The organism is Nocardia colli, assembly GCF_008704205.1.
Taxonomy (GTDB): domain Bacteria; phylum Actinomycetota; class Actinomycetes; order Mycobacteriales; family Mycobacteriaceae; genus Nocardia; species Nocardia colli.
This window is the reverse complement of the sequence record NZ_VXLC01000055.1, coordinates 18,851-43,324: the sequence shown is the minus strand read 5'-3', so window position 1 is coordinate 43,324 and position 24,474 is coordinate 18,851. Positions and strand designations below refer to the sequence as shown.

The 24,474-nt window shown below is 67.4% G+C and carries 25 protein-coding genes; 19 read left to right on the top strand and 6 right to left on the bottom strand.

Going from position 1 to position 24,474, the window contains the following annotated elements; translation table 11 throughout:
• The first annotated feature begins 147 nt into the window (after positions 1-147).
• Positions 148-495, top strand: a complete 348-nt coding sequence (locus F3087_RS45500) for an MmcQ/YjbR family DNA-binding protein (RefSeq protein ID WP_150408437.1) — start codon at positions 148-150, stop codon at positions 493-495.
• Here F3087_RS45500 and F3087_RS45495 read toward each other — a convergent pair whose 3' ends face one another.
• Positions 496-1,401, bottom strand: a complete 906-nt coding sequence (locus tag F3087_RS45495) for an RNA polymerase sigma factor SigF (protein WP_150408436.1) — start codon at positions 1,399-1,401, stop codon at positions 496-498. It lies immediately after the preceding gene.
• Positions 1,401-1,823, bottom strand: a complete 423-nt coding sequence (locus F3087_RS45490) for an ATP-binding protein (protein ID WP_150408435.1) — start codon at positions 1,821-1,823, stop codon at positions 1,401-1,403. The genes F3087_RS45495 and F3087_RS45490 overlap by 1 nt, the downstream gene beginning before the upstream one ends.
• A 96-nt stretch (positions 1,824-1,919) precedes the next feature.
• On the opposite strand from F3087_RS45490, the gene rpe reads away from it, so the two are divergent.
• A complete protein-coding gene (gene rpe / locus F3087_RS45485; RefSeq protein WP_150408443.1) occupies positions 1,920-2,576 on the top strand; it encodes a ribulose-phosphate 3-epimerase in 657 nt (218 codons plus the stop codon).
• A 13-nt stretch (positions 2,577-2,589) separates the two neighbouring features.
• Here the strand turns inward: rpe and F3087_RS45480 are convergent, their stop codons facing one another.
• Positions 2,590-3,060: a hypothetical protein gene (locus F3087_RS45480; protein ID WP_150408434.1), complete on the bottom strand. Its 471-nt coding sequence runs from the start codon at positions 3,058-3,060 to the stop codon at positions 2,590-2,592.
• Positions 3,061-3,646: 586 nt separating this feature from the next.
• On the opposite strand from F3087_RS45480, the gene F3087_RS45475 reads away from it, so the two are divergent.
• The 5 genes from F3087_RS45475 (at position 3,647) to F3087_RS45455 (ending at position 7,714) form a co-directional block, all read left to right on the top strand.
• Complete coding sequence (locus F3087_RS45475) at positions 3,647-4,270, top strand: riboflavin synthase (protein ID WP_150408433.1); 624 nt, start codon at positions 3,647-3,649, stop codon at positions 4,268-4,270.
• Between the two features lie 76 nt (positions 4,271-4,346).
• Positions 4,347-5,591: a bifunctional 3,4-dihydroxy-2-butanone-4-phosphate synthase/GTP cyclohydrolase II gene (locus F3087_RS45470; protein WP_150408432.1), complete on the top strand. Its 1,245-nt coding sequence runs from the start codon at positions 4,347-4,349 to the stop codon at positions 5,589-5,591.
• 21 nt (positions 5,592-5,612) lie between these two features.
• Positions 5,613-6,092, top strand: coding sequence for a 6,7-dimethyl-8-ribityllumazine synthase (ribH, locus tag F3087_RS45465; protein WP_150408431.1), 480 nt, complete (start codon positions 5,613-5,615; stop codon positions 6,090-6,092).
• 230 nt (positions 6,093-6,322) lie between these two features.
• Positions 6,323-6,712, top strand: coding sequence for a PH domain-containing protein (locus tag F3087_RS45460; protein WP_396897621.1), 390 nt, complete (start codon positions 6,323-6,325; stop codon positions 6,710-6,712).
• Positions 6,713-6,859: 147 nt separating this feature from the next.
• Positions 6,860-7,714 carry a GNAT family N-acetyltransferase gene (locus F3087_RS45455; RefSeq protein WP_150408429.1) on the top strand — a complete coding sequence of 285 codons (855 nt, stop codon included), beginning with the start codon at positions 6,860-6,862 and terminating at the stop codon, positions 7,712-7,714.
• Positions 7,715-8,011: 297 nt separating this feature from the next.
• Here the strand turns inward: F3087_RS45455 and F3087_RS45450 are convergent, their stop codons facing one another.
• Positions 8,012-9,976 (bottom strand): gamma-glutamyltransferase family protein, encoded by a 1,965-nt coding sequence (locus tag F3087_RS45450; protein WP_150408428.1) that lies wholly within the window; start codon positions 9,974-9,976, stop codon positions 8,012-8,014.
• 196 nt (positions 9,977-10,172) lie between these two features.
• Between F3087_RS45450 and F3087_RS45445 the strand changes: the two genes are divergently transcribed.
• From F3087_RS45445 to tpiA, 10 genes are all read left to right on the top strand, one after another.
• Entirely contained in the window at positions 10,173-10,868 is a 696-nt protein-coding gene (locus F3087_RS45445; protein WP_150408427.1) for an HAD family hydrolase, read from the top strand.
• A gap of 126 nt (positions 10,869-10,994) precedes the next feature.
• Positions 10,995-11,423: a hypothetical protein gene (locus F3087_RS45440; RefSeq protein WP_150408426.1), complete on the top strand. Its 429-nt coding sequence runs from the start codon at positions 10,995-10,997 to the stop codon at positions 11,421-11,423.
• Positions 11,424-11,580: 157 nt separating this feature from the next.
• Positions 11,581-12,069: a hypothetical protein gene (locus F3087_RS45435; protein ID WP_150408425.1), complete on the top strand. Its 489-nt coding sequence runs from the start codon at positions 11,581-11,583 to the stop codon at positions 12,067-12,069.
• 48 nt (positions 12,070-12,117) lie between these two features.
• Positions 12,118-14,124, top strand: coding sequence for an excinuclease ABC subunit UvrC (uvrC, locus tag F3087_RS45430; RefSeq protein ID WP_150408424.1), 2,007 nt, complete (start codon positions 12,118-12,120; stop codon positions 14,122-14,124).
• Positions 14,125-14,299: 175 nt separating this feature from the next.
• Entirely contained in the window at positions 14,300-15,280 is a 981-nt protein-coding gene (gene rapZ, locus F3087_RS45425; protein ID WP_150408423.1) for an RNase adapter RapZ, read from the top strand.
• On the top strand, positions 15,277-16,323 hold the full coding sequence (locus F3087_RS45420) for a gluconeogenesis factor YvcK family protein (protein ID WP_150408422.1): 1,047 nt from the start codon (positions 15,277-15,279) through the stop codon (positions 16,321-16,323). The genes rapZ and F3087_RS45420 overlap by 4 nt, the downstream gene beginning before the upstream one ends.
• Complete coding sequence (whiA, locus tag F3087_RS45415) at positions 16,314-17,297, top strand: DNA-binding protein WhiA (RefSeq protein ID WP_040736336.1); 984 nt, start codon at positions 16,314-16,316, stop codon at positions 17,295-17,297. The genes F3087_RS45420 and whiA overlap by 10 nt, the downstream gene beginning before the upstream one ends.
• A 319-nt stretch (positions 17,298-17,616) precedes the next feature.
• On the top strand, positions 17,617-18,636 hold the full coding sequence (gene gap / locus F3087_RS45410; protein WP_150408421.1) for a type I glyceraldehyde-3-phosphate dehydrogenase: 1,020 nt from the start codon (positions 17,617-17,619) through the stop codon (positions 18,634-18,636).
• A 4-nt stretch (positions 18,637-18,640) separates the two neighbouring features.
• Complete coding sequence (locus F3087_RS45405; protein WP_150408420.1) at positions 18,641-19,855, top strand: phosphoglycerate kinase; 1,215 nt, start codon at positions 18,641-18,643, stop codon at positions 19,853-19,855.
• Positions 19,856-19,869: 14 nt separating this feature from the next.
• The gene (tpiA, locus tag F3087_RS45400; protein WP_150408419.1) at positions 19,870-20,667 is read left to right on the top strand and encodes a triose-phosphate isomerase; all 798 of its coding nucleotides are present in this window, start codon (positions 19,870-19,872) and stop codon (positions 20,665-20,667) included.
• A 60-nt stretch (positions 20,668-20,727) separates the two neighbouring features.
• On the opposite strand, the gene F3087_RS45395 is transcribed toward tpiA, so the two are convergent.
• Both F3087_RS45395 and F3087_RS45390 read right to left on the bottom strand, forming a co-directional pair.
• Positions 20,728-21,510 carry an META domain-containing protein gene (locus F3087_RS45395; RefSeq protein ID WP_150408418.1) on the bottom strand — a complete coding sequence of 261 codons (783 nt, stop codon included), beginning with the start codon at positions 21,508-21,510 and terminating at the stop codon, positions 20,728-20,730.
• Positions 21,511-21,557: 47 nt separating this feature from the next.
• Positions 21,558-22,979, bottom strand: coding sequence for a lipase family protein (locus F3087_RS45390; protein WP_150408417.1), 1,422 nt, complete (start codon positions 22,977-22,979; stop codon positions 21,558-21,560).
• Positions 22,980-23,150: 171 nt separating this feature from the next.
• On the opposite strand from F3087_RS45390, the gene F3087_RS45385 reads away from it, so the two are divergent.
• Together F3087_RS45385 and F3087_RS47585 are read left to right on the top strand one after the other, a co-directional pair.
• Positions 23,151-23,780, top strand: coding sequence for a TetR/AcrR family transcriptional regulator (locus F3087_RS45385; protein WP_150408416.1), 630 nt, complete (start codon positions 23,151-23,153; stop codon positions 23,778-23,780).
• Positions 23,781-24,057: 277 nt separating this feature from the next.
• Positions 24,058-24,309, top strand: coding sequence for a hypothetical protein (locus F3087_RS47585; protein WP_396897620.1), 252 nt, complete (start codon positions 24,058-24,060; stop codon positions 24,307-24,309).
• The last annotated feature ends 165 nt before the right edge of the window (positions 24,310-24,474 follow it).

The following is a 24,474-nucleotide window of genomic DNA, read 5'->3' as shown; positions in this document are numbered from 1 at the left end:
TTGCATCCACCCCTTGAACCCAAGTCGCGATACGCCGGCACCAGTTCCCGGTGATCATTTGTCCAGCAGTTTCGGCTCGTGCGGGCGTCGCTCCGGCTGTTTCCATTTGTCCAAGACTGCGTATCTCCGGTGGTGCAGACTGGGGAAATGGCGCTGACGTGGGAAGACGTGGTGAAGCTTGGGACGGGGTTGCCGGGGGTCGAGGAATCGACGTGGTGGCGTAGTCCGGCGTTGAAGGTCGGCGGGAAAGGGTTTTGCCGGTTGCGGGTGGAGGCCGAGGGCGGGTTGGTCCTGGCGTGTGATCTTGCCGAGAAGGAGGCGCTATTGGCCTCCGGCGATCCGGCGTTCTTCACGACCCCGCATTACGACGGCCACGCCTTCATCCTCATCGATCTGGAACGCGTTGCCCGCGAACAGCTTCGCGAAATGCTGGACGATGCTTGGTGGCTCACCGCCCCGCCGAAGGTCCGCGGGCAGCGCGAGTTCCAGGCGTAGTCACTCCCGGCTGGACTGTTCCCGCAGCCGGGCAAGGGTTTTCGCGAGGATGCGGGAGACGTGCATCTGCGAGATCCCCATCTGCTGCGCGATCTGGGTCTGCGTCATCGACTCGAAGAACCGCATGGTGAGGATGCGCCGCTCCCGCTCGGGCAGCCCGGCCAGCAGCGGCCGGATCGCGACATACTCTTCGACCCGGTCGAATTGGGTCTCTTCCTCGCCGAGCGTGTCCAGCAGCGACGCGTCGGTGTCGCGCCCGAGAGTGGCGGCGTCGATGGAACTCGGCTGGTACGCGTTGCCCGCGATGACCGCCTGGGTCACCTCGTCCGGATCCACGTCGAGTTCGGCGGCGATCTCCTTCGCGGTCGGCGACCGGCCGAGCCGCTGCGACAGCGCGTCGATCGCCGCACCGATCCGCAGATGAGTCTCCTTGACCCGCCGCGGTACTCGCATCGCCCAGGTGTTGTCGCGGAAGTACCGGCGAACCTCGCCCATGATGGTCGGCACCGCGAACGACAGGAAGTTCGAGCCACGCTCGACATCGAAGCGGTCGACCGCGTGCACCAGCCCGACCCGCGCGACCTGGGTGAGATCGTCGAACGGCTCACCGCGCCCGCTGAATTTGCGCGCGATGTGATCGGCCAGCGGAATGCAGCGGCTGATCAGTTCGGCGCGAATCGCGGTGTGCCGCGCGGTTCCCGGCTTGCTCGCGCCGAGCTGTTCGAAGAGCAATCCGACGTCGTCGTAGCCGGCGACGGTCTTGACGGCCTCGATGGTCTCGGTTTCTTCTGCGGCGTCCTCGGTGGTGACGGCCTCCGCCTCGTCGGCGGGGTTGTCCGCCTCATCGGTGACGGTATCGGCGTTGTCGTCGCGATCGGAGTCGAACACGGTGTCCTCGTCCGCCACTACGCTTTCCCCCGGACCCGACGGAACTCAACCGTCGTCGGATATCCGGAAACCGTCGAATCGAACGAATCCTGGGTTGCCTGCACCTCATCGGTGAGCGTGCGCAGCACGTGCCAGCCGAAACTGCGCTGATCCGGTAAGCCCTCCTGGCCGGCGAGCCCGCTGACCCGGACCAGCAGTTCGGTCTCGCCCACGGTGAATCGGCAGTTCAGGCTGGTGTCGGGCTTGGCGACAGCGATCAAGGTCGAGCAGACCTCGTCGACGGCGAGCCGGATATCGGCCACCTCGTCGAGCGTGAAATCGCTTAGTAGCACGAGAGTTTCGGCGAGCCCACGAACGATGGGCAGCTGTGTGACCGATGCGGCCACCCGAATCTCCACCGGGGTGCTGTAGAGCCCCTGTTCCGCCGAAATGTTGATCACCCTCATCAGGCTACCCACTCGCGCGCTGGGCAACCCCCACTACCGATAGACTGCGACGCTGTGTCCACCCCGACTTACGCGCGTCCGGCCGTCCCGATGATCGCCCCCTCCATCCTTTCCGCCGACTTCGCGCACCTCGCGGACGAGGCGCGAGCGGTAGCCGGCGCCGACTGGCTACACGTCGACGTGATGGACGCGCACTTCGTGCCGAACCTGACCCTCGGACTCCCGGTGGTCGAGAGCCTGCTGAAGGCGACCGACATTCCGCTCGACTGCCACCTGATGATCGAGGACCCGGCGCGCTGGGCGCCGCCGTACGCCGAGGCGGGCGCGTACAACGTGACCTTCCACGCCGAGGCGACCGACGATCCGGTCGCGGTGGCCCGCGATATCCGCGCGGCCGGCGCCAAGGCCGGTCTTTCGGTGAAACCGAACACACCGATCGAGCCGTACCTGGAGATTCTGCGTTCGTTCGACACGCTGCTGGTGATGAGCGTCGAGCCCGGCTTCGGCGGTCAGTCGTTCATCGCCCACGTGCTGGAGAAGGCGCGCATCGTGCGCAATCTGGTCGATGCGGGCGAGCTGCGGCTGCTGGTGGAGATCGACGGTGGCATCAACACCGACACGATCGAGGCGGCCGCGGAGGCGGGCATCGACTGCTTCGTCGCCGGGTCCGCGGTCTACAACACAGCCGATCCCGGCGCTGCCGTCGAGGCGCTGCGCAGGCAGGCCGCGGCGCTGCGCACCGTCTGATCCGCGAAAGCGGTTACAGCGCGCGGACTCTGCGGGTGCCGACGGCCCTGGTCGCCTCGATCACCGCGTTGAGCGGCGGCCGGGTGGTCGCCGCCTCGGGCGGGCGGATCCAGGTGCGATAGCCGGTGTGCTCGTCGTCGGGCGAGGGCAGCACGACCTGGCTGCCGGTGCAGGCGACCGTGGCGTACATCCGGAACAGCTCGGCGGAGACCGCGGCGGTCAGGGTGTCCGGCCGGTACGGACCGGTCAGGAAGGTCCAGCGCTTGGCCCGCGGATGATCGACGACCGGGCCCGCGATGACGGCCTGTTCGAGTCGTTGCTGCACCCGCTCGCCGAGATCGGCGGGCATGGTGATGGCGCCGTAATGCGCGCCGATATGCAACAGAATGCGGCGCGAGGTGGGATCGATCGAAGCGGGCAGGTGCAATTCCCGGCGGTACTGCACGCAGCGAACTTCCAGCGTCGAATCGAGAAGAGTGGTCACTGCGCGCCCCCAACTGTGTCGAACTTGATTTGACCCACTGTGGTTATCTGACTTCCTCGAGTGGTGGACAATCCCTGGGTCGAACTTCCTGGTTCTGCAGGCGCTTCACCAGGTCGAACGGTTCCGCACCGAACCGCCCGGTTCGGAAGTTGAACGGAAGGAATCAGCTACATAACAATATTGCGTCTATTTCGGTCACGGCGCAAGCAAACGTTAAAAGTGTGTTGCCGATGGGTATGCCCAGGATTCGCGGGTTGCTAGAAGTCTGCAAAACGCAATTGTGCGGTATCCATAGTGCGAACAAACAATTCTCACCGACATCTAATGTGCGAAATATCCGCATGCTCGAACTCAATTGAGTATTAATTAGTTATTGGCCGTTTGCTCTGGCGGGTGTCGCCTGGCTGACGGTTTGGTTCCCTCGGCGGTTGCCGGGAAGCGGTCCGATGGTTCCTTGGGTGGAACCGTGCTGTCCCCTACGACGAGCCGTCGTTAAGCTGGGGTCCAGCGGCATCGACCGGCGGGAATACCCGTCGCGGCCGGGCTGTTCCGCAACCGGGGACTACGACGCGACAGGGAGTCAGGCATGTTCACAGGCATCGTCGAGGAACTGGGCGAGATCGTCGCCACCGAGCGGTTGGCCGACGCCGCCCGGCTGACGATCCGGGGCGGGCTGGTGACCTCCGATGCCGGGCACGGCGATTCGATCGCGGTGAACGGCGTCTGCCTGACCGTCGTCGACGTGATCGGCGGCGATTCGTTCACCGTCGACGTGATGCAGGAGACGCTGAACCGGTCCAGCATCGGCAAGCTGGACACCGGATCCAAGGTCAACCTGGAACGCGCCGCCGCGCTGAACAGCCGCCTCGGCGGACACCTCGTGCAGGGCCACGTCGACGGCACCGGCACCGTGCTCTCCCGCACCCCCTCGGAGAACTGGGAGGTCGTGCGCATCTCGCTGCCCGACTCGATCGCGCGTTACGTGGTGGAGAAGGGCTCGATCACCGTCGACGGCATCTCGCTCACCGTCTCCGGTCTCGGCGTCGCCGACGAGCCCGCCGAAGCCGGCAGCAAGGACTGGTTCGAGGTCTCACTCATCCCCACCACGCTCGCCCTGACCAACCTCGGCTTCGCCTCCGTCGGCACGACGGTCAATCTGGAGGTGGACGTGATCGCGAAGTACGTCGAACGTCTGCAGCAACGCGGGTGAACGGCCGGGCGGTCGACCTCCGCGGGCGACGCCGTACTGTAAGGGCGGACCTATTTCGAGATGGAGCACAACAGACGTGACCAGGTTCGACACCATCGAGCGCGCCGTCGCCGACATCGCCGCCGGTAAGGCGGTAGTCGTCGTCGACGACGAGGACCGCGAGAACGAGGGCGACCTCATCTTCGCGGCGGAGAAGGCCACCCCGGAGCTGGTGGCCTTCATGATTCGCTACACCTCCGGCTACATCTGCGTGCCGCTGACCGGTGACGACTGCGACCGCCTCGGCCTGCCGCCGATGTACGCGATGAACCAGGACAAGCACGGCACCGCCTACACCGTGTCGGTCGACGCCCGCGAGGGCATCACCACCGGCATCTCGGGCGCCGACCGCGCGACCACGATGCGCCTGCTCGCCTCCGACGAGGCCAAGGCCGACGACTTCACCCGCCCCGGGCACGTGGTGCCGCTGCGCGCGAAGGACGGCGGCGTGCTGCGCCGGCCCGGCCACACCGAGGCCGCGGTCGACCTGTCCCGGATGGCCGGGCTGCGTCCGGCCGGTGTGATCTGCGAGATCGTCAGCCAGAAGGACGAGGGCCACATGGCCCGCACCGAGGAGCTGCGCGTCTTCGCCGACGAGCACAACCTCGCGCTGATCTCCATCGCCGACATGATCGCCTGGCGGCGCCGGCACGAAAAGCATGTGGTCCGGGTCGCCGAGGCGCGGATCCCCACGGCGCACGGCGAATTCATGGCAGTCGGTTACCAGAGCATCTACGACGAGGTCGAGCACGTCGCGCTGGTGCGCGGCGATCTCGCCGACGGCGAGGACGTGCTGGTGCGAGTGCATTCGGAGTGCCTCACCGGTGACGTGTTCGGCTCGCTGCGCTGCGACTGCGGTCCGCAGCTCGACGCCGCGCTGGAGATGGTGGCCCAGGAGGGTCGCGGCGTGGTGCTCTACATGCGCGGGCACGAGGGCCGCGGCATCGGGCTCATGCACAAGTTGCAGGCCTACCAGTTGCAGGACTCCGGCCACGACACGGTCGACGCGAACCTGGAGCTCGGGCTGCCCGCCGACGCGCGCGACTACGGCACCGGCGCGCAGATCCTGGTCGACCTCGGAATCCGGTCGATGCGGCTGCTCACCAACAATCCGGCCAAGCGGGTCGGCCTGGACGGGTACGGGCTCAAGATCACCGACCGGGTGCCGATGCCGTTGCGCGCCAACGCCGAAAACCTGCGCTACCTGCGGACCAAGCGTGACCGGATGGGTCACGACCTGATCGGGCTCGACGACATCGATCTGGGCGAGACCGCCCGCTAATTCACAAAAGGGGAATCATCGATGAGCGGTACCGGCGTACCGACTTTCGCGCTCGCGGATGCCAAGGACCTGAAGCTCGGCATCGTCGCGTCGCGCTGGCACACCACGATCTGCGACACCCTGGTGGCGAACGCCGAGCAGGTGGCCAAGGACGCCGGAGTCCTGCACGTCACGGTGGTGCGTTGCGCCGGGGCGATGGAGCTGCCGGTGGTGGCGCAGGAGTTGGCGCGCACGCACGACGCGGTGGTCGCGCTGGGCGTGGTGATCCGCGGCGGGACACCGCATTTCGAGTATGTGTGTGATGCGGTGACCGCCGGGCTCACCCGGGTGTCGCTGGATGCGGGCAAGCCGGTGGCGAACGGGGTGCTCACCACCAACGACGAGGAGCAGGCGTTGGATCGCGCCGGGCTGCCCGGTTCGGCCGAGAACAAGGGTGAGCAGGCCTGCGCCGCGGCGCTGGATGCGGCGCTGACCCTCCGGTCGCTGCGGCAGTCGGCCTAGTGGGCGGGCAGGGCCTGCTCAACTCTGTGGTGCCGGCCGGAGGCAGGCGGAGCCCGGCCGGGCGGAGTCGGTCCTACTGCGCGGTGCTGCGGCTCATGCGGAGGTGTGCGTAACCGATGCCGGTCGTACGTATCTTTCGAAGGAGCACCGAACCCGCTGCGGGGCAAGGCAATTCGCCTGAGTGGGAACTCGAGGTGCGTCCTCGCCGGGCGGTGCGTACCGCGCGGATCGTGGCTGCCGTGATCGCTGTCGCCTTCCTGGCCGGCGGCATCTGGTTGCGGACCGGGTCCACCGGGGTGAACTTCCGGGTGGCCGATCAGCTCGCCATGATCGGTATCGGCCTGCTGATCGCTGCCGCCGTGCTGCTGCTCACCCGGCCGCGGGTGCGTGTCGGCGCGAACGGGGTCTCCGTCCGGAACATCCTGGGCGACAGTGACTTTCCGTGGGACACCGTGCGCGGTGTCACCTTTCCGGACAAGAAGGCGTGGGCTCGGCTCGAACTCGTCAACGACGATTATGTGCCGATGCTGGCGATTCGTTCCAACGACAAGGAACATGCCGCGCAGGCGATGGACAAGCTCCGTGAACTGGGCGTGAAGTACACCGCCGATCAGGGGTGATCGGCGGCGCTGTTGCTGCTGCTTTGCGGATCGTCGCGCGCCGGCGAGCGTCGGCCCTCGAGCGGGTTGTTCGGCTTCGCGTTCTGTCTCGATCGCGGTGAGCCCGTTGTCGCCCACCATCGACCGGAACCGCTTAACGTTGCGCTTGTGGATGCTGTCCGGCATCTGCCCATCTGCGGTCAGCCGATCGTTCGAGTGCACGCCGTCGGTGAGCTGAAGCCGAGAAGCCTTATGGCCCAATCGGGTCCACGCCCTCCGCACTGTGCGGCGTGCTACCACCTGACGATCGCCGCCGAGATGTGCCCGTCGGCCACGGCGGTGCGGGCGCGCGGTGTCGAGGATTCCCCGCTCGATGTGTTGCCGGGCGAAGGTGGGTCCGCGCTTCAGCCGGGAGACGACGCGGAGCGCGTGTCGGGCGGGCGTGGCGGGGTAGCGCGGCGTTTGCCCGTTAATCTGCATGGTATGCAGACCGGTGCGTTCGTCCTCGCGGCGGCCTTCGCCGAGGATCCGCTGATGACCTATCTCTGGCCGCGTCCGGCGATGCGGCAGCAGGCGTTGCCCACGTTCTGGGACTCGCGCATCGCCTCGCGCACCGAGACCGGCATGGTCGACTCGGCCTGTGACGAGAACGGGAACATCGTCAGCGTCGCGCTGTGGGAGCCGGCCGGCATCGTGTCATCGATTGCCAAGCCGTTCAGCCTGTTCCACACCTTGAAGGGCAGCCTCCCGCGTGCTCTCGCCGCAGCCCGTCAAATGGAAGACGCCCGGCCCGCCGCCCCGCACCTCTACCTTGCCGCCGTGGGCACCCACCCCGATGCCCAGCGCCGAGGGTTCGCGTCATCCTTACTCGAACAGCGCCTCGCCACCTCCGCCGAACCTTGCTTCGTGGTCTCCAACACCCGCGCGAGTCTGTCCTTCTACCAGCGCTTCGGCTTCGTCCAACAGGACGAACTACCCATAGACCACGGCCCCGTGGTTTACCCCATGCTCCTGTCGCGCTGACCTAACTAACGACACCGGTCTTCTCGAGGCAGGCCTGCATCGGCGCGCCGCCGGGATTGTCGTACAACCGGATTCTGTCGCCGAGCAATCCGGTGTGATTCTCGAGATCCGCACGTCGCCCCGGATCCGCACCCCACTCTGGGCATCCGTCAGCGTGCAAAGCCCACGAGAGAGTTGCGGATTCCAGCGATGTGGCCGTTGCCCGACCACACGGACGACAGCCCGCTGCACGATCAACGGGACGTGACGGCGCGCGTACTCGAACTTTGCCGCCGTCACGTCCCGTTGATCATGGGGTCAGCGGGTATCGCCGAGGACCGCTCCCTCGCGGCGGGGGTCGGCGCCGCCGATCCAGCCGTCGGGTTCGCGTTGGATCGCACTGAGGCCGCTGGATTGCGGGGCGACCGAGACCTGGTGGCCTAGTTGGCGCAGTCGGGTGACCAGGGCGTCGTTGTTGCCGTTGTCGGCGCTGTTGATGCTGGGGTGTTCGCCGCCGAGGCCGGTGGCTGGGGCGTTGCCCGCGCCGAAGGAGAGCCCGGACACGGCCTGCTGCGGGTCCAGGCCCCAGTCGAGCATGCCGATAAGGGTTTTCACGACGAACTGGATGATCACCGAGCCGCCGGGGGAGCCGGTGACGTGGGTGAGCTGGCCGCGGGTGCCGTCGGCGGCCTTGTCGAAGACCAGGGTCGGGGCCATCGAGCTGCGCGGGCGCTTGTTCGGCTGGATGCGGTTCGCGACCGGGGCGCCGTCGGTGCCGAGCGGGTCGGCGGAGAAGTCGGTGAGCTGGTTGTTCAGCACGAAGCCGTCGACCAGGTGGAACGAGCCGAAGGCGGATTCCACCGTGGTGGTCATCGACGCGGCGTTGCCGTACTTGTCCACCACGGAGATGTGGCTGGTGCCGTGCTCGGGCGGCTGCGGGCCGACGCCGAGCGGGACCGGACCGAAGTCGCCGGGCTGCGCGGTGCCCATGCTGTGGCCGCGGTCGATCAGTGCGGCGCGTTGCTTGAGGTAGTCCTTGTTCAGCAGGGTCTGGATCGAATTGCCGGGCAGCGGAATGAAATCCGTGTCGGCCACGTACTTGTTGCGGTCGGCGTAGGCGAGCCGCTCGGCCTCCGCGATGAGGTGCACCGCGTCGGCCTTCGGCTTGCCGCCGTTGCGCGCGTCGGTGCCGGAACCGAGGTTGTCCGGGGGCAGCGCGGCGAGATCGAAGTTCTCCAGGATACCGAGGGTCGCGGCGACCGTGCTGCCGCCGGAGGACGGCGCGGGCATGCCGCAGATCTCGTGGGTGCGATAGGTGGTGCAGAGGGCGGTGCGCTTCTTGGCCTGGTAGTTCGCCAGGTCGGCGGTGGTGATCAGGCTGGGGGTGCGACCGCCGGACGCCGTGGTGGCGGCGTCGACGATGTCGCGGGCGATGGCGCCGGTATAGAAGGCGTTGGCGCCCTCGGCGGCGATGGCGCTCAAGGTCTTCGACATGGCCGGATTGGTCAGCACGGTGTCGGCGGTCTTGGCGGTGCCGTCGGGATTGAGGAAGTAGGCCTTCGCGGCGTCGTCGAGGGCGAGATCCTTGGCCGACTCGGCGATCTGGCCGGCGAATCGGGGGCTGATCGGGAAGCCGCGATCGGCGAGGCCGATGGCCGGGTCGAACAGTTCGCGCCAGCCGGTCTTGCCGTGGTCGCGGTGGGCCATCTCCAGCATCCGCAGCACCCCGGGCACGCCGATGGATCGGCCGCTGGCTCGCGCGTTCGGCTTCGGCTCGGTCCGGTTGGCGTCGTCGACCCAGCGCAGGTAGTTCTCGGTCGCCGCGGCGGGCGCGACCTCTCGCCCGTCGTAGGCGTCGACGGTCTTGGCCGTGGCGTCGTAATACATGAGGAACGAGCCGCCGCCGATGCCGGAGGCCTGCGGTTCGACCAGGCCGAGCACGGCCTGCGCCGCGATCAGTGCGTCCGCGGCGGTGCCGCCGTCGCGCAGCACCGCACACGCCGCCTTGGTCGAGACGGGGTTCGCCGTCGACACCGCGAACGTCTTCGTGTGCACCGGCGTCATCGCGGACCGGTAGCCCGTGGCGATCTCCGGGTTGGTGCTGATGTCCGGCGTCTTACCGGCCGGCGCGCCGGGTGACGTCGCGGCCACCGGCGTGCCGTTCGGCACCGTGTCGCAGACTTTGCTCGCCTTGTCCTCGTCGGACGAACAAGCCGTCACCGTCCCCAGGGCGAGCAGCAACGCCGCCGCCACACCCGTCCACGTACCTCGCGTGCGCCTCATGGGGGGACTCTAACGCTCGCCACCGACAGCGGGGGAGGGTTTTTCGTACCAACGCTCCGTGCCCGAGGTGCCGAAGGGACGTGCCGGATCCGGATGAACTGGGTTGCGCGCCAGCAGTTGTCGCCCCGCCTCGCCGGGGCACCGCCCTGGCCTGCGACGACCTCGTCCGCGACGGACCCGTCGGTACGCTGGTGCGGTGACCATCGAGGCGGTGCTCTTCGACTATTCCGGGACCCTGTTCCGACTGGAAGAGAAGGATTGGTGGGGTGACCAGTTGGTCACCGCCGACGGCCGGGCTTTCGACGTGCACGAGAAGGCAGAGCTGCTGCGCCGGATGACGGCGCCGGTCGAGCAACTCGTGCAGTTCGGCGCCGAAGGGCAATACGCCTGGGACAACCGCGACTTGGACCCGAAGCTGCATCGGCACGCCTATCTGGAGGTCCTGCGCAGATCCGGCGTACCGACCGACGACCAAGCGGAGTTCCTCTACCGGCGCATGATCGATTCGCTGGCCTGGACGCCCTACCCCGACGTCGAGGAGGTGCTGACTCTGCTTGCGGGCCAAGGCATTCAGGTCGCCGTCGTCAGCAATATCGCCTTCGACATCCGCCCCGCCTTCGTCTCCCGCAACTGGGACCGCTACGTCGACGCCTTCGCCCTCTCCTTCGAGATCGGCGCGATCAAACCCGATCCGCGCATCTTCGCCGCCACCCTGGATAAACTCGGCGTTGAACCCGCGGCGGCCCTGATGGTCGGCGACAGCGCCGAGGCCGACGGTGGCGCGACCGCGCTCGGCTGTCGATTCGCCCTGGTAGATCCGCTACCCACCGAACAGCGCCCGACCGGTCTGCTGGACGCGCTGCGCGAGCACGGGCTTTCACGCGGCGAGTGAACGGCTGATCGCCGTCGAATAACGGTTACCGCGTCCGGGTTGTCCGACTCGTCCCGGTGATCTACCGTTCTGCGCGCGCCCGTTGATTCGGGCCGAGAGCGTGTGGATCGGGAAGTGGGGGGCGCCATGGGCGCTGAGTCTTCGGACGATGATTTAGCCGTAGCCGAGCGATTATGGGCGCTGACCGAGCTGCCCGGACCCGCCAGGGAAGCCCGCGAAGCCGCCTGGGGCCTGGCCGGATTCGGCCTCGCCTACACGGCGCTGATGGGCCTGATGCTCGGCGGTGAAGCCGCAGGCGGCGCGGCCATCCAATTCCTGTTCAGCTGGCTACTCGCCCTCGTCGCCGGCGGATTCACCCGCGGCGCGAGCGGCGTCCGCATCCTGGCCCTCACCTTGGCACTGGCCCAAGCCGTGGTCGGCTGGCAAACCCACCCCCTCGACGTGCCCTTCGCCCAATGGATTGTCGCAGTGCTGTATTCGCTCGGCGCATCGATCGTCATCGTCTACCAACTCACTCGCCCCGAAGCGAAGCACTGGTTCGACATCCAGCCGTAGTCGTGGTCGAAATGTCTTGGTTGTCGGGGTTTCTTGCTATGGTTCACGGTTCTGCCGGTCACTCGCACGGGTGACCGAGGGGTTGATCGAATGGGGGAGCGTCGGTGGGCGCTGAATTGTGCGGCTCTGATCATGTCCACGCCGAGGAGGTGGCGGCATGACTCCGGAAGAGTTCGGCTATCTGTTGGGGTCGCTGTCGTTCCCGGTGGCGGGACTCGTTCTGCTCACGGTAGGGCTGGTGCAGCGGTCGAAATCGAAACCGCAGAGGTATCAGTCGTATCCAGGTCAGCCTGGTGCGTATCCGTCGCCGCCGCCGTATGGATACGCACCTCCGCCCGTCGACTACACCGCACAACCAGTCGACTCGGTCAGCCGGCCGCAATACGCGCCCACAGATGCCTATGAGCCGTACCCGCAATCTCCGGCCGGCTATCCCGCACCACCGGCTCACCCACCGGTTTATCCGCCGAAGCGGAAGGGCACCGGATTGATCATCGCGGGCATCGTGCTCCTCGTGTTGACGGTGATGAGCGCGGTCGGGCGAAACGCGTCGAACGTCCGGTCCGCCGGCGAACCTCATGTCGCGCAGTGCGTTTCAGCGGCCGGCTGCGACATCGCCCATCTCGCGGCGGCGCGAACGCGCTGAACCCGGCGCTGTGGCGGACCTGTCGGACCTGCTCGATAGGCTTGTCGGGTGGCAGATCCAGCGACGTACCGGCCCAAGCCGGGCACGATTCCCGTCGAACCCGGGGTGTACAAGTTCCGGGACGCACATCGGCAGGTCATCTACGTCGGCAAGGCAAAGAGCCTGCGCAGCAGGCTGAACTCGTACTTCGCCGACGTCGCCTCCTTGCATCCGCGCACGCGGCAGATGGTCACCACCGCCGCGAGCGTGGAGTGGACTGTTGTCTCCACCGAGGTGGAGGCGCTACAGCTCGAATACAACTGGATCAAGGAATTCGACCCCCGCTTCAACGTGCGCTACCGCGACGACAAGTCGTACCCGGTGCTTGCGGTGACGCTGAACGAAGAGTTCCCGCGCCTGTTCGTCTACCGCGGCGCGCGTAAGAAGGGCGTGCGCTACTTCGGCCCGTACGCGCACGCCTGGGCGATCCGGGAAACCCTGGATCTGCTGCTGCGCGTGTTCCCCGCGCGCACCTGCTCCAACGGAGTGTTCAAGCGGCACAACCAGATCGGCCGCCCCTGCCTGCTCGGCTACATCGACAAGTGCTCGGCCCCGTGCATCGGCCGGGTCAGCGCCGACGAGCACCGCCAGATCGTCGAGGACTTCTGCGACTTCCTGGCCGGCCGCACCGATCGCATGGTGCGCCAGCTCGAACGCCGCATGCAGGACGCCGCCGAAGACCTGGACTTCGAGAACGCCGCCCGCCTGCGCGACGACGTGCAGGCGCTGCGCCGCGCGCTGGAGAAGCAGGCGGTCGTGCTCGGCACCGGCACCGACGCCGACGTGATCGCCTTCGCCACCGACGAGCTGGAGGCGGCCGTGCAGATCTTCCACGTCCGCGACGGTCGCGTCCGCGGCCAGCGCGGCTGGGTGGTGGACAAATCCGGCGACGCCATCGACGCGCCGGAGGCAGGCAGCGAGCTGTCCGTGCTGGTCGAACAGTTCCTCACCCAGTTCTACGGCGAGCAGGTCGCGGTGGCCGAACTCGGCGAATCCGAGCAGCCCGCCACCGTGGTCCCGCGCGAGGTGCTGGTCCCCGAACTCCCGGCCGACACCGACCAGCTCCAGGAATGGCTGTCCAACCTGCGCGGCTCGGCCGTGCAACTGCGTGTGCCGCAGCGCGGCGACAAGAAGGCCCTCGCCGAGACCGTGCAGCGCAACGCGATGGAGGCGCTACAGCAGCACAAGCTCAAGCGCGCGGGCGACCTCACCTCGAGATCGGCTGCGCTGCAAGCCATTCAGGACGCGCTCGAACTCGACAGCGCTCCGCTGCGGATCGAGTGCGTGGATATCAGCCACGTGCAGGGCACCGACGTGGTCGCCTCGCTGGTGGTGTTCGAGGACGGCCTGGCCCGCAAATCCGAGTACCGGCACTACACGATCAAGGAGGCGGCCGGCGACGGTCGCTCCGACGACGTCGGCAGCATCCGGGAGGTGACCAGACGGCGGTTCTACAAGTTGCAGAAGGAACGCGACCTGATCGCCGCCGAGGACCTGGAGGCCGAAAACGCCGACGACACAGCGGATCTCCTGTCCCGCCCGGGCATCGACCCGAACACCGGCCGCCCGCGCAAGTTCGCCTACCCGCCCAACCTCTACGTGGTCGATGGCGGCGCACCCCAGGTCGCGGCCGCCGCCGAGGTGCTCGACGAGCTCGGCATCACCGACGTCGCGGTGATCGGCCTGGCCAAACGCCTCGAAGAGGTCTGGGTGCCGGGGGAAAGCGACCCGGTGATCATGCCGCGCAACAGCGAGGCCCTGTTCCTGCTGCAACGGGTCCGCGACGAGGCGCACCGCTTCGCCATCACCTTCCACCGCAGCAAACGTTCCCGCCGGATGACCGCGTCCGCGCTGGACTCGGTGCCCGGACTGGGTGCGGCGCGCCGAACCGCACTGGTTACCCATTTCGGTTCGGTCGCGAAACTGAAGCAGGCCACGGTGGAGGAGATCACCGAGGTCCCCGGCATCGGGCTGGCGACCGCCAAAGCCGTACTCGCTGCCCTGCAAGGAGGCTGAGAAACATCGGAATCATCTGCTTCCCTGCCATCCACCTATATCCTCGGTACCGTTCCATCACATGTTCGTGAACCATCCTGTTGCTCCACGGAAGGTAATCACGCATGTCTGCGCCCGATACCGGGACCGGTGCGGGATGATTCGAGAGGTACCCAAGAGACGGATCCCATAGGACATGACACGCGTCGAATCGAACAACACTGCGGGTAATCCGCGACAGACCGAGGGGCAGGCCGGCCCCTCGAGCGCTGTCGCAGCGGCGAACCCGCAGGTCGAAGTCGTCATCGTGACCGGACTATCCGGCGCGGGCCGCGGCACCGCCGCCCGCGTACTCGAGGATCTCGGCTGGTACGTGGCCGACAACCTGCCGCCGGAACTGATCGGCCGGATGGTCGAACTGGGCGCCTCCGCCGAGCCGCCGATCCGCAGTCTCGCCCTGGTGATGGACGTGCGCAGCCGGTTCTTCACCGGCGATCTCTCGGTGGTCACCGATCAATTGCGCAAACTCGGCATCGAAACCAGGGTGCTGTTTCTCGAGGCCTCCGACGACGTGCTCATCCGCCGCTTCGGTTTCGCCCGGCGCCGGCATCCGTTGCAGAGCGAGAGCAAGGACGGCACGCTCTCGGCGGGCATCGCCGCCGAACGGATCCGGCTCTCGGCCGTGAAAACCGCGGCGGACCTGGTCATCGACACCACCGAACTGTCCATCCACCAGCTGCACCGCAAGCTGGAGGAGGCCTTCGGCGGCGGCGCGCCGAGCGCGTTGCAGCTGACCGTGCAATCCTTCGGCTTCAAGCATGGGGTTCCACTCGACGCCGACATGGTGTTGGATGTGCGTTTTCTACCTAATCCACATTGGATACCGGAATTGCGGGAACACACTGGTCAGGAATCAGTGGTGAGCGAGTACGTGTTGTCGCGCCCCGGCGCGGACGATTACCTGCGTACCTGCCACCACCTGGTCGAACTGACCATGAACGGGTACCGCCAAGAGGGGAAGCGATACATGACGGTGGCAGTGGGCTGCACCGGAGGCAAGCACCGCAGCGTGGCGATCGCCGAGGCGCTCGGCGAACTGATGAGCGTGGGCACCGGCGTGCCCGAGGGATCCGCCGACGTGGTGCGGGTCGTGCATCGGGATCTGGGGCGCGAATGAGTGGATGGGAATCCGACCCGGCCATCGTCGCGCTGGGCGGCGGGCACGGCCTCTACGCGACGCTGACCGCGATCCGGCGGCTGACCAGGAAGATCAGCGCGGTCGTCACGGTGGCCGACGACGGCGGCTCGTCCGGTCGCCTACGCGCCGAACTAGGCGTGCTGCCGCCCGGTGACCTGCGGATGGCGCTGGCCGCGCTGGCCGCCGACTCCGACGGCATCTGGACCCAGACCGTGCAGCACCGCTTCGGCGGCACCGGCGCGCTCGCCGGTCACTCGGTCGGCAACCTCATCCTGGCCGGGCTGACCGAGGTGCTCGGCGACCCGGTCGCCGCGCTCGACGAACTCGCGAAGATGTTGCGCATCACCGGACGGGTGCTGCCGATGTCGCCGATCGCGCTCGACATCGAAGCGGATGTGGCTGGGCTGGAAGCGGATCCGCGGGTCAGCCGCTGCATTCGCGGCCAGGTCGCCATCGCGACCACGCCGGGCAAGGTCCGGCGCGTGCGGCTGATCCCGTCCGATCCGCCGGCCAGTCAAGAAGCCACCTCGGCCATCGAACACGCCGATGTGGTCGTCCTCGGACCAGGTTCCTGGTTCACCAGCGTCATCCCCCATGTGCTCGTCCCCGAACTACGAGAGGCGCTGGTGTACACCCGAGCCAGAAAAGTTCTGGTGCTGAATCTCGCCGCCGAGCCCGGCGAAACGGCGGGTTTCTCCGCCGAACGGCACCTGCATGTATTGTCCCAGCACGCACCGGAATTCGTGGTCGACGAAGTTTTGGTCGATTCGGGGTCGGTGCCCGAGGGTCGCGAAAGAGAACATGTGGCGAGAGCCGCCGAACAGCTCCGCGCACGGGTAACCTTCTCCGATGTCGCCGAGGCGGGGACGGACCGGCATCACCCCGGAAAGCTTGCCGCCGCACTGGATCAACTGATCCGGCAACCTCGGCCGCAAATGGCAGGGCTTCGAGTCGAGGGACGGCACATGGGTCAGGATGTGCGTTCCGGGTTGGGTGGAAAGGAGCGCGTCTCGTGGCGATGACAGCCGATGTGAAAGACGAGCTGAGCAGGCTCACGGTGTCGCAAGTCAGTTCCAGGAAGGCGGAGCTGTCCGCGCTGCTGCGTTTTGCGGGCGGCCTGCACATCGTCGGCGGGCGGGTGATCGTCGAGGCCGAGGTGGACATGGGTTCCATCGCCCGCAGGCTGCGCCGGGAGATCTTCGAGCTATACGGCTACGGCTCCGATGTGCACGTGCTCGGCGCGGGCGGTCTGCGCAAGACCTCCCGCTACGTGGTGCGCGTGTCCAAGGAGGGCGAGGCGCTGGCCCGGCAGACCGGGCTGCTCGATGTGCGCGGTCGTCCGGTGCGCGGCCTGCCCGCCCAGGTGGTCGGCGGCAGCATCGCGGACGCCGAAGCCGCTTGGCGCGGAGCGTTTCTCGCGCACGGCTCGCTCACCGAGCCGGGGCGTTCGTCCGCGCTGGAGGTCAGCTGCCCGGGTCCGGAGGCGGCGCTCGCGCTCGTCGGCGCGGCCCGCAGGCTGGGCATCACCGCCAAGGCGCGCGAGGTGCGCGGCACCGACCGGGTCGTGGTGCGTGACGGCGAGGCGATCGGCGCGCTGCTCACCCGGATGGGTGCGCACGGCACCCGGATCGTCTGGGAGGAACGCAGGCTGCGCCGCGAGGTGCGGGCCACCGCGAACCGGCTGGCCAACTTCGACGACGCCAACCTGCGCCGCTCGGCCAGGGCGGCGGTCGCCGCGGCCGCCAGGGTGGAGCGCGCGCTGGAGATCCTCAGCGACGACGTGCCCGACCATCTCGCCGCCGCGGGCAAGCTGCGCGTGCAGCACCGTCAGGCGTCGCTGGAGGAGCTCGGCCAGCTGGCCGACCCGCCGATGACGAAAGACGCTGTGGCGGGCCGGATTCGGCGCCTGCTGTCGATGGCGGACCGGCGGGCCAAGGAGCTCGGCATCCCCGACACCGAGTCGGCCGTGACCGCCGAACTGCTCGACGAGGCCTGAACGGAGTTGTCACCCGGCCGGTCGCCCGCACAGGCGACCGGCCGGGTGTCTCTGTGTGGTGGGCCCGCAACGGAGCGGGCCGAAAGCCGACAAAGGGTGCGTATGTCACCCATGCTGGGTAACCGCACCGGATTGCCAGGGTGATTGACAGCGCTGCGCCGCTGGTAGGCGGTCCGGACTGTGAGGAAACAGACCGGTCGGTGATTGATTTCGCTGGTTACCGTAGTGGTGTGTCCAGGTGCATGTCAGTGCGGTAACAGGCGGGCACTACTGTTACAAGACATCGGAATGATCCGCTTGAAAGCTGAGGAGCGATAACGTGACTGTCCGGGTAGGCATCAACGGCTTCGGTCGTATCGGACGTAACTTCTTCCGGGCGGTGGAGGCGCAGAAGGCGCTGGGCACCACCGACATCGAGATCGTCGCGGTCAACGACCTCACCGACAACGCGACTCTCGCGACCCTGCTCAAGTACGACTCGATCCTCGGCCGCTTGCCGCAGGATGTCTCGCTCGACGGCGACGACACCATCGTGGTCGGTGACCAGCGGCTCAAGGCGCTGGCCATCAAGGAGGGCCCGTCGGCGCTGCCGTGGGGCGACCTGGGTGTCGACGTGGTCGTGGAGTCGACCGGCATCTTCACCGACGCGACCAAGGCCAAGGGCCACCTCGCGTCCGGCGCCAAGAAGGTCATCATCTCCGCACCCGCCAAGGGTGAGGACCTGACCGTGGTCATGGGCGTCAACGACGACAAGTACGACGGCAGCCAGAACATCATCTCCAACGCCTCGTGCACCACCAACTGCCTCGGCCCGCTGGCCAAGGTGCTGCACGATGCCTTCGGCATCGAACGTGGCCTGATGACCACCATCCACGCGTACACGCAGGACCAGAACCTGCAGGACGCGCCGCACGCCGACCTGCGTCGCGCCCGCGCCGCCGCGCTGAACATCGTGCCCACCGGCACCGGCGCCGCGAAGGCCATCGGCCTGGTGCTCCCGGAACTGCAGGGCAAGCTGGACGGCTACGCGCTGCGCGTGCCGGTCCCGACGGGCTCGGTCACCGACCTCACGGTCAAGCTGGCCAAGTCGGCCTCGATCGACGAGATCAACGCCGCCTACCAGGCCGCCGCCGCGGGTGCGCTGAAGGGCTACCTCAAGTACAACGTGGACCCGATCGTGTCCAGCGACATCGTCACCGATCCGCACTCCTGCATCTACGACGCGCCGCTGACCAAGGTCATCGACGATCAGGTGAAGGTCGTCGGCTGGTACGACAACGAGTGGGGCTACTCGAACCGTCTCGCCGACCTCATCGGCCTCGTCGGCAAGTCGCTCTGAGGCCATGACAGTCAAAACTCTCGACGATCTGCTCAGCGAGGGTGTCGAAGGTCGGGGCGTGCTCGTGCGCTCCGACCTGAACGTCCCCCTCGACGACAGCGGCCAGATCACCGATCCGGGTCGGATCATCGCGTCCGTGCCGACCATCAAGGCGCTGGCCGAGGCCGGCGCGAAGGTGATCGTCACCGCGCACCTCGGCCGGCCGAAAGGCGAGCGGGACGCCAAGCTTTCGCTTGCTCCGGTCGCCGCGAAGCTCGCCGAAGAACTGGGCCGCAACGTCCAGCTCGCCGGTGACGTGGTCGGCGGGGACGCGCTCGCGCGCTCCGAGGGGCTGACCGACGGCGATGTCCTCCTGCTGGAGAACATCCGTTTCGATCCGCGTGAGACCAGCAAGGACGACGCGGACCGGGCCAAGCTCGCAGCCGCGCTGGTCGAGCTGGTCGGCGACGACGGTGCGTTCGTGTCCGACGGCTTCGGTGTGGTGCACCGCAAGCAGGCGTCGGTGTACGACGTGGCCAAGCTGCTGCCGCACTACGCGGGCAAGCTGGTCGCGGCCGAGGTCGAGGTACTCGCCAAGCTGACCACGGACACCGAGCGGCCGTACGCGGTCGTACTCGGCGGGTCGAAGGTCTCCGACAAGCTCGCGGTCATCGAGGCGCTCGCGCCGAAGGTCGACACGCTGGTCATCGGCGGCGGCATGTGCTTCACCTTCCTTGCCGCACAGGGTCTTTCGGTGGGTACCTCGCTGTTGCAGGAGGAGATGATCGACACCTGCAAGGACCTGCTCGACCGGTACGCGGACGTCATCCACCTGCCCCGCGACATCGTGGTGGCGAACAAGTTCGCCGCCGACGCGGACTCGAAGGTCGTTCCGGCGCACGAGATTCCGGACGGCTGGATGGGCCTGGACATCGGCCCCGAGTCGACCTCCCGGTTCGCCGCGCTGCTGACCGAGGCGAAGACGGTGTTCTGGAACGGCCCGATGGGCGTGTTCGAGTTCGAGAGCTTCGCGGCAGGCACCAAGGGCGTGGCCGAGGCCATTGTCACCGCGACCGGCAAGGGCGCGTTCACCGTCGTCGGCGGTGGCGACTCCGCGGCGGCCGTGCGTGCGCTCGGGCTGCCCGACGACGGTTTCTCGCACATCTCCACCGGCGGCGGCGCGTCGCTGGAATACCTGGAGGGCAAGGAACTTCCGGGCATCGCAGTGCTGGAAGATTGAGGAGTGCTACGTCTGTGACAAAGTCTCTCGCCAGGAAGCCGCTCATCGCGGGCAACTGGAAGCTCAACCTCAACCACCTCGAGGCGATCGCGCTGGTGCAGAAGATCGCGTTCGCGTTGCCGGAGAAGTACTTCGCCAAGGTCGATGTCTCGGTGCTGCCGCCGTTCACCGACCTGCGCAGCGTGCAGACGCTGGTGGAGGGCGACAAGCTGCTGCTCACCTATGGGGCGCAGGATATTTCGGCGCACGACTCGGGTGCCTACACCGGTGAGGTCAGCGGTTCGATGCTGGCCAAGCTGGGCTGCAGCTTCGTCGCGGTCGGGCATTCCGAGCGTCGGCAGTACCACCACGAGGACGATGCTCTCGTGCTGGTCAAGACCAAGCAGGCGCTGAAGTACGGGATCACCCCGATCGTCTGCATCGGTGAGGGCCTGGACGTGCGCGAGGCGAAGACGCATGTCGAGTACAACCTCGAGCAGCTGCGTGGTTCGCTGAAAGGCCTGACGGCGGAGGAGATCTCGAAGGTCGTCATCGCCTACGAGCCGGTCTGGGCGATCGGCACCGGCAAGGTCGCCACGCCTGCGGACGCGCAGGAAGTCTGCGGCGCGATCCGTGCGGAGCTGGCCGAGCTGGCTACTCCGGAGATCGCCGCGGGTGTGCGGGTGCTCTACGGCGGCTCGGTCAACGCCAAGAACGTCGGCGAGCTGGTCGGGCAGACCGATATCGACGGTGCGCTGGTCGGCGGTGCCTCGCTGAAGGGTGACGAGTTCGCCACCCTGTCCGCGATCGCCGCGGGCGGCCCACTGCCGTAACCGTTTTCACGAAAAGAGCCGGGCATCCGAAAGGGTGCCCGGCTCTTTCTCGTTGTGGGTCTACTCCGCGCGCAGGGTGAGGCCGCTGCCGTTGGCGTTGCGCAGAGTGAGGGTGTCGGCGTCGACGATCGCGGTTGTCTTGCCGTCCAACGCTTTCAGGACCGACTGCTCGACGTCCATCACCTCCACCGGGCACAGCATCTTCGTGGTGGCGATCTGGAAGGTGAGCTCGGTGTCGGGACCCGTTGCGCGCCCGGTCATCCGGTTGCAGCCGGCCGTACCGGTGACGCTGCCGTCGTCCGCGATGGTGAGCGTCGGTTTCACCTCATCGATTGTCTGCGAACGGATTTGGGCGTCCGTGCTGATCAGGGCGGTGACGATCCAGGTGGTGCCCTTGATCGGCTTGTCCGGCACGGCGACCTTTTTGTCCAGCAGGGTGACGGTGAGGTTGTCCGACTTCAGGGTCAGTTTCGGGCCGTCGAGCTGCCAGGTGGGGTCGGAGTTCAGCAGGCCGTTGAGCCATTCGTCCGCGCCCTGCCGATCGCCCGCGCACGCCATCAGGGTGCTGGCCAGGCCGGACACGCGCAGCTTGTGGTCGTCGAGGGTGACCGCGCCGGAATAGGAGTTGCAGCCCGCGTCCGCGGCGAGCCGGTCGTCCTTGAAGGTGAGGGTCAGCGGGCCGCCGCCCGGGATCGGCGTGCCCTCGACCCCGGTCGATAGGAAGGTGTGGCCGACCAGTTCGGGCGTGTTCGAGGGGGACTTCGAGTCGCCGCTCGAGCAGGCGCTGACCGCGAGCAGGGCCAGCAGGGCGACCGGGCCGAACCGCACGAAGTTAGCCGACATGACGCGATGGTACCGACGTCGTGCGGTCCGGCCGGGTTTTCGGCCGGTCAGACCGGCATGCCGAGCGCCGCCGCGAGAACTCCGCCGAGGGTGTTGGCGACGGCGGCGAACGCGCCCGGATCGAGGACCTGCAACGGCACGTCGCGGTTGCTGCAACCCTCCGGCGCGGGGACGTCGTTGAGCCGATCGTTGAGCCACAGCGCGGCCGAACCCGCGCCCGAGACGGCGGCGATGCCGTGCTCGCTGATCAGTTCCCTGGTGTAGAACACCTTGGCGCTCGGGTCTTTGCAATAGGTGTCGTAGACCTTGTTGAGCGAGTTGACGGGCATCACCTCGTCGAGCGGCGCCTGATAGAAGTACATCGGCGACATCGGAGTGCCCCGGCGGCCGAGGCTGATTTCTTCGAGCATGGGCTGCAATTCGGGCGCGCTGAGCGGGTCGCCGCCGGGGTAGTCGAACAGCCCCTTGATGTTCACGAACGGGAACCCCGCGAATTGCAGTGCGACACACTGTCCTTCGTGCACCACGCGGATGGCCTTGCCGAGCGGGTTCATGTATCGGTCGACGAATTGGTTCAGCTCCGGGTATTCCCTTGCCACGCCGAACAATCCGCCGAGCACGGCACCGCCGAAGGTGGAGGTGCCGTTGTTGTAATCGATCGCCGCGCGGATATCGGCCATCACGCCGCCGGCCGCGGTGCCGACCAGGTTCAGCTCCGGTGCGTACTCGCGTTGCAGTTCGGCGGCGTGCGCGGTGGGGATGGCGCCGCCCGAGTAGCCCCACAGTGCGGTGCGCGTGGCCGCTCCCGGCAGCCCGGCCGGTTCGAAGTTCTGGGCCGCGCGAATCGCGTCCAAGGTGATCCGGCCGCCGAGCGGGCCGGTCGCGTAGGCCGCGTTCGGTCCCTGATGGTCGGGCACCACGACCGCGTGCCCGAGCTGCAACATGGCCTGGACCTCGATGAACTCCGCACCGATCACCGAGTTGGTCGGGTTGGGCAGCGAACCCATCTGCAGCGCATAGGACGGCGCGCAGTTCACCGACAGCGAGTCCTCGGCGAACTGGAACGAGACCAGGCTGCGGTCGGGCGTCGGCGACGGGCGGTACGGCACGATGACCGTGGCGACCGCGGGGATCGCCTCGCCGCGCGTGTTCGTGCTGCGATACGACAACTGCCAGGCCCGCACGTTGAGCGGGATCAGGAAGAAGTTCGCGAGATTGACCTGTCGCGCGCCCAGGATCTCACCGGGCTGTGCCGTCGCGACCTTGGCCGGGGCCGGGTTGTAGAAGCCAGGGTCCAGATACGGCGGAGCCGGGGGGAGCGGGAACGGCAGCGGCGGTGCGACCGGCACCGGGTCCGCGTGCGCCATCCCGATCATCATGGGACTCATCGCCATGGTCAAACCGGCGGTCAGAGCCAGGCAAGTGTGCGCGACCATCCTCTTGGTGCCCGCGGCAGTGCCCATCTTCATTCGGAACTCCTCGACCTATACGCAACGCTGCGCGCCACGGCTCTCGGGCAAAAAGAGAGCAATTGTTTCCTAACTGGCGCGTCGACTGTAGAGTGCACTCCGGCGCTGTGTCAACGATCACGCTGACCCCATGACCGCCCATGTGGGAGCGGGCGGGCAGGATGGGTAATCATGACCGGGAGCGCCGAAACATCGCGTCCACGGCGGACGCAGCAGGAACGCCGCGCGGCCACCGTCGCCAAGCTGATCGATGCGACGATCGCCGCGATCGGCGAGGTCGGCTACCAGCGCACGACCGTGCAGGAGATCTGCGGGCGCGCCGGACTGTCCGTCGGGGCCATGTTCCGGCAGTTCGACAGCAGGCTCGACCTGATCGTGCGCACCGCCGAGGCGATCGTCACCCGCCAGCTCGCCGCGTTCAGTGTGGTGATGGAACATATTGGGGATCAAGCGAATCCGCTCGACACGGCGTTGCGGTTCTTGCAGGCGGCGCAGCAGGACAACACCACGCACGCGTTGCGCGAGATCTACCTCGCGGCCCGCTCGGACGCCGAGCTGCGGACCCGGATCGCGCCGACGGTCGAGAACTACTACGACGATATCGTCGCCGCGGTGGACCGCACCGGGGTGCTCGGCCAGTTTCCGCAGCACCTGCACGAATCGATCTTCTTCATGGCGCTGCACGTGTTCTCCGGACAGGCGGTCGTGCGGGGCGTGTATCAGCGGCCGGAGCGCGACGAAGAGGTGCTGAAGCTGGTCGGGGACATGCTGCGGAACTATGCAGACTTGGTCGGCGAATAAGGTGCGGTTGTGGACGCTCCAGGCGCCCGAGGCGGTTGCCGCGGTACGGGCGTGCGGCCGCTACCGTGCCGACTGGGATCTGGTGTCCGCGAATTTCCGTCCGGCGTATCGGGCGATGGTGGACGAAATGGCAAGGCGTGGAATCGATTGCGGGGATGCGCCACCGGTGTGGTGCTGGCCGGGCCGCGGACTTCGCGGGACCGCCGTCCGACGCACCGCGAATTCGCTTCTCGGCGACCATGAATGGGCCCACGGCCGTTGGTTACTGAAACTCCGTGTGCCGGAGGAATTTACGCTAGCCACGTCCTACTCCTTATGGAACGACCACCTCGCCCACACCTTCGGCGACCCCGACGGCCTCGCCGAAATGGACTGGACCGGCCGGCTGCACACCGACCTGGACGAACACCAGGTCACCATCCCCGAACTCCGCTCCGAATGGATCGTCCGAGCTCGCCCCTATCTACCTGATGCCGAGACAGCCGCCAGGATCGCAGCGGATCCGTTGCTGCGCGCGCCTGAGCAATAGACGCGGCACGGCCCCGGCTCGGGCGTACTTACTGAAGGCCGAGGTCGCAGTCGGGATCGCGGGCAGATCGGGCGTTGCGCGCGTCGGTGCCAGATATGCATGCGACAAGTCGTGCGGCTAGACGTTAGGCTCGCGGCGTGCACCGATTCTTTCCGATTTCCCCGC